General features: G+C 44.6%; 5 protein-coding genes. 4 read left to right on the top strand and 1 reads right to left on the bottom strand.

The window, feature by feature from the left end; all coding sequences use genetic code 11:
- The first annotated feature begins 396 nt into the window (after nt 1-396).
- Together glpE and glpG are read left to right on the top strand one after the other, a co-directional pair.
- Nucleotides 397-717, top strand: a complete 321-nt coding sequence (gene glpE / locus AB6F11_RS21465; protein ID WP_017061039.1) for a thiosulfate sulfurtransferase GlpE — start codon at nt 397-399, stop codon at nt 715-717.
- 58 nt (nt 718-775) lie between these two features.
- A complete protein-coding gene (gene glpG / locus AB6F11_RS21470; protein ID WP_017063770.1) occupies nt 776-1618 on the top strand; it encodes a rhomboid family intramembrane serine protease GlpG in 843 nt (280 codons plus the stop codon).
- A gap of 87 nt (nt 1619-1705) precedes the next feature.
- On the opposite strand, the gene AB6F11_RS21475 is transcribed toward glpG, so the two are convergent.
- The gene (locus AB6F11_RS21475) at nt 1706-2113 is read right to left on the bottom strand and encodes a flagellar basal body-associated protein FliL (protein ID WP_017063771.1); all 408 of its coding nucleotides are present in this window, start codon (nt 2111-2113) and stop codon (nt 1706-1708) included.
- Between the two features lie 162 nt (nt 2114-2275).
- Between AB6F11_RS21475 and AB6F11_RS21480 the strand changes: the two genes are divergently transcribed.
- Entirely contained in the window at nt 2276-2818 is a 543-nt protein-coding gene (locus AB6F11_RS21480; protein ID WP_164091128.1) for a chorismate lyase, read from the top strand.
- Nucleotides 2819-3673, top strand: coding sequence for a 4-hydroxybenzoate octaprenyltransferase (gene ubiA, locus AB6F11_RS21485; protein ID WP_017061043.1), 855 nt, complete (start codon nt 2819-2821; stop codon nt 3671-3673).
- Nucleotides 3674-3778 lie beyond the last annotated feature (105 nt).

The raw sequence follows: 3778 nt of genomic DNA on the forward strand, positions 1-3778 counted from the left end.
CTTGTACGGTGGTGTGAGAGGACGGAGGCCGTGAGGCCTCCTCCTACTCGATTTGGATCGATTTCTCAACTTTTGCGATCGAAATTTGCAAAATGATTTTGTGGATAACTCTGTGAGAAGTTTATTCGTCAGCTATCTAAAAGCAGTGTGTAGTAAGGCTTTGACGGGGTTTTTCGAGTGGGGATATGTTTCAGTTAACCCACAGTTAGATCAGGATCATTACTACATGTTGTGGATCTATTTTTGAAAAGACACTTTATTCACGCAATTCACAGATTTATCCACAAATGGTGTAAAAGTGATCGCTGGTGGATAACCTTATTAAGTGGATGTGAATGTTAGCCTTGGGATAGGTTACAATGGCAGCAAAGTAAATCAGTATAAAAAGAGAAAGTCATGGACCAGTTTAAACATATCGATGTTAAAGGCGCTCAAGCCCTCATCGAACAAGGCGAAGCTCGACTTGTCGATATACGTGACCCGCAGTCTTTTGCGGTTGCCCACCCAAAAACAGCCTACCACCTGACTAACGATACGATGGTGTCATTCATGGATGAGGTTGAGTTCGAACAACCTATCTTAGTGATGTGCTACCACGGCATCAGTAGCCAAGGTGCGGCACAATATTTAGTGAACCAAGGCTTTGAAGAGGTATATAGTGTTGATGGTGGTTTCGAAGCTTGGCATCGTGCTGAACTTCCAGTGATCGCAGGTTAATGACTTTCATCACCTGAACCGCCTCAAGCATCCCTCATAGAATGAATAGGAAGTAACAATGATTAGATTGATGGTGTTAGACAATCCACGTCTTGCTCAAGCATTTATTGATTATATGGCCTCTCGTCAGATCCCTATTCAGATGTCTCCAGAGGGAGAAGGGCGTTTTGCTCTTTGGCTTCTTGATGGCCAATTTCAGGTTGAAACCGAAGCTGAGCTGAATCGTTTTCTGGCTGAGCCCAATCATAAGCGCTATCAAGCTGCATCTTGGGACATGGCAGAGACCAGAAAGAGCAACTTCCATTACCACACGCCAAGCTTCATGGGCATGATCAAAGCCAAAGCAGGCCCAGTGACACTAAGCCTGATGTTGGTGTGTGTGGTGATTTTTGCGCTGCAACAGATCGGTTTTGGCCAAGCTATTTTCAATGCCCTACATTTCCCAGCGGTGGATGGACAGCAATGGCAGCTGTGGCGTTGGTTGAGTCATGCCGTTCTACATTTCTCTGTTATGCACATCGCATTTAATATTTTGTGGTGGTGGCAGCTAGGTGGAGACATTGAGAAGAAACTTGGCAGCCTCAAGCTACTTCAGATCTTTGCTGTCTCTTCTGCGCTTTCAGGTGCTGGGCAGTATTGGGTTGAAGGGGCGAACTTCGGTGGTTTGTCTGGTGTTGTGTATGCCTTGGTTGGTTACTTATGGGTGGTTGGTGCGAAGGCGCCACAACTTGGTTTAGGTATCCCAAGACAGATTGTCGGCTTTATGTTGGTGTGGTTGGTGCTTGGGTACATGCAGCCATTTATGGCTATCGCCAATACGGCGCATTTAGCTGGTCTAGCCGCTGGTGTGATTATTGGCTTTATCGATGCGATGAAAGCACCAAGCTCGGCAAGAAGCTAATTCATATCTTCTAATGAGTAGCCAAACGATAGAGACAAAAAAAGCGGCCAGATGAGCCGCTTTTTTATTGGGATTCGTTTTACATCATTACTGATAAAGGTATTTGGTAAACAGTAAGTCAGCAATCAGGGTTTTACCTGTCTCTGGAAGCAAAATCTTGTTGAGGTGTTCAACTAAGGATTTTCTTAAGTCTTCACGGCCAGATAGAGATTTAATGGTTTCTTCGTTTTGTTTGCCAAGCAATTCAATCACCGCATCGCGAATCAGTGGTTGGTGATGCTCAATAGCGGCCAAGTCGCTACTATTTGCCACCATGATGTCGAGGCGAACCTGAATGTAGCCCAGTTTTTTACCTTTAGTGTAAAAATTGGTGGTCAGGTCTGGCTCTAGCGTGAAGTAGGCGAGTTTAGCTGCCGACTCCTCTTCCGCGAAACTTGATGCTGAAAAGAGTAGGGTAATCGCAAGAAATATTTGGGCTACATAACGTTTGTGCATATTTGTGACTTTTCTTTAGTTTATTCGCGATATTCGAAACGCATTAGTCTTGTTACAATGAGCGGTCTAAATCTAAATACGTTTACAATTCGAAGAACGCTTTAATTTTGTTCGAAAGTTGAAGCTTTATTGTACGTGTAAAGTCACCTATTGAATACTAGTATGAATCAGCCAATATCGCTGTATCTTAATTCGTTAATGAATGTAGATTGGCAAAGTACAGAAACATTTGATTTTCCTAATGAAACCACCAAAGAGTGGCTGATGGAGCAAGGTTCTCTTTCCCGCAAGTTGGGGAAGTGCTGTCAGCACCTGTCTGTTGAGTTGCTTCATAATCAAGTTGTAGAACGCTCAATGCTGCAACAAGACGAGGAACATCTTTTATCATCGTTTGATTGCTTACTGCGTAAAGTGATTTTAAAGGGTGATGACGAACCGTGGGTGTTAGGTCGAACCTTGATTCCCCGAGTCACATTAGAAGATCATCAGCACTCAGACCTTTCTCAACAAGGTAATGTTCCGCTTGGATTGACCGTTTTTAGTGCTGAGAACGTGGAGCGAGATGCGCTGCAAGTTGGTTGGGTTATCGCAGGCGATGAGCGATTACTCGCGCGTCGTTCTCGATTATGGATGAACCATAAACCGATGCTTGTGGCAGAACTGTTTTTACCAACATCACCCATTTACTCTAAGGAGAGTGTGTAAATGCTTGCCACCAAAGCGAAGGCGTATTGGCAATTAACGCGAATGAATCGCCCGATTGGTACCCTATTACTCCTTTGGCCGACCTTGTGGTCACTGATTATCGCCGCACAAGGTATGCCTGATTTTGATGTCTTGGTTGTTTTTGTACTCGGCGTGGTGTTGATGCGTTCAGCTGGCTGTGTGATCAATGACTTTGCGGACCGTAAAGTAGATGGTCATGTTAAACGTACCAAGCAGCGTCCACTGCCGTCTGGTTTGGTTTCCAGTAAGGAAGCGATTCTGCTCTTTTTAGTGCTAGCCGTAGTTTCATTCTTGCTGGTACTCACCATGAATCCACTGACCATTAAGCTCTCATTTATTGGTGTGGGTCTGGCGTTCATTTACCCTTTCATGAAGCGTTTTACGCATCTTCCACAGTTGTTTCTTGGCTTAGCGTTTAGTTGGGCGATACCAATGGCTTGGGCGGCACAAACCAATGAACTGCCAAGCATTGTGTGGTTTGTCTTCGTGATTAACGCGTTGTGGACGATTGCTTACGACACGCAATATGCGATGGTTGACCGAGATGATGACTTGAAGATTGGTATTAAATCGACGGCTATTTTATTTGGTCGCTTCGATAAACTGATTGTTGGCTCTTTGCAACTCGTCACCCTAGCGATGCTGATTGCGTTAGGCATGCATTACCAACTAGGAGATACCTTCTATTGGGCACTGTTGGTAGCGGGAAGCTTATTTGTGTATCAACAACACCTGATGCGCCACCGTGATCGAGACCTTTGTTTCCAAGCCTTTCTAAACAACAACTATGTTGGAATGGCAGTGACAGCGGGCTTGTTCATTACCTTCTGGTAAGCATCCGCTTTTCGAGTTAACGAATGCTAAAGAAAAAGGCACCCATTGGGCTGTCTCTTATACACAAATCCCTAAGCCACGCTTGGGGATTTTTTTTGAACTATT

It is taken from the genome of Vibrio sp. 10N.247.311.14, from assembly GCF_041467715.1.
In the GTDB taxonomy this organism is placed as follows: Bacteria; Pseudomonadota; Gammaproteobacteria; order Enterobacterales; family Vibrionaceae; genus Vibrio; species Vibrio crassostreae_C.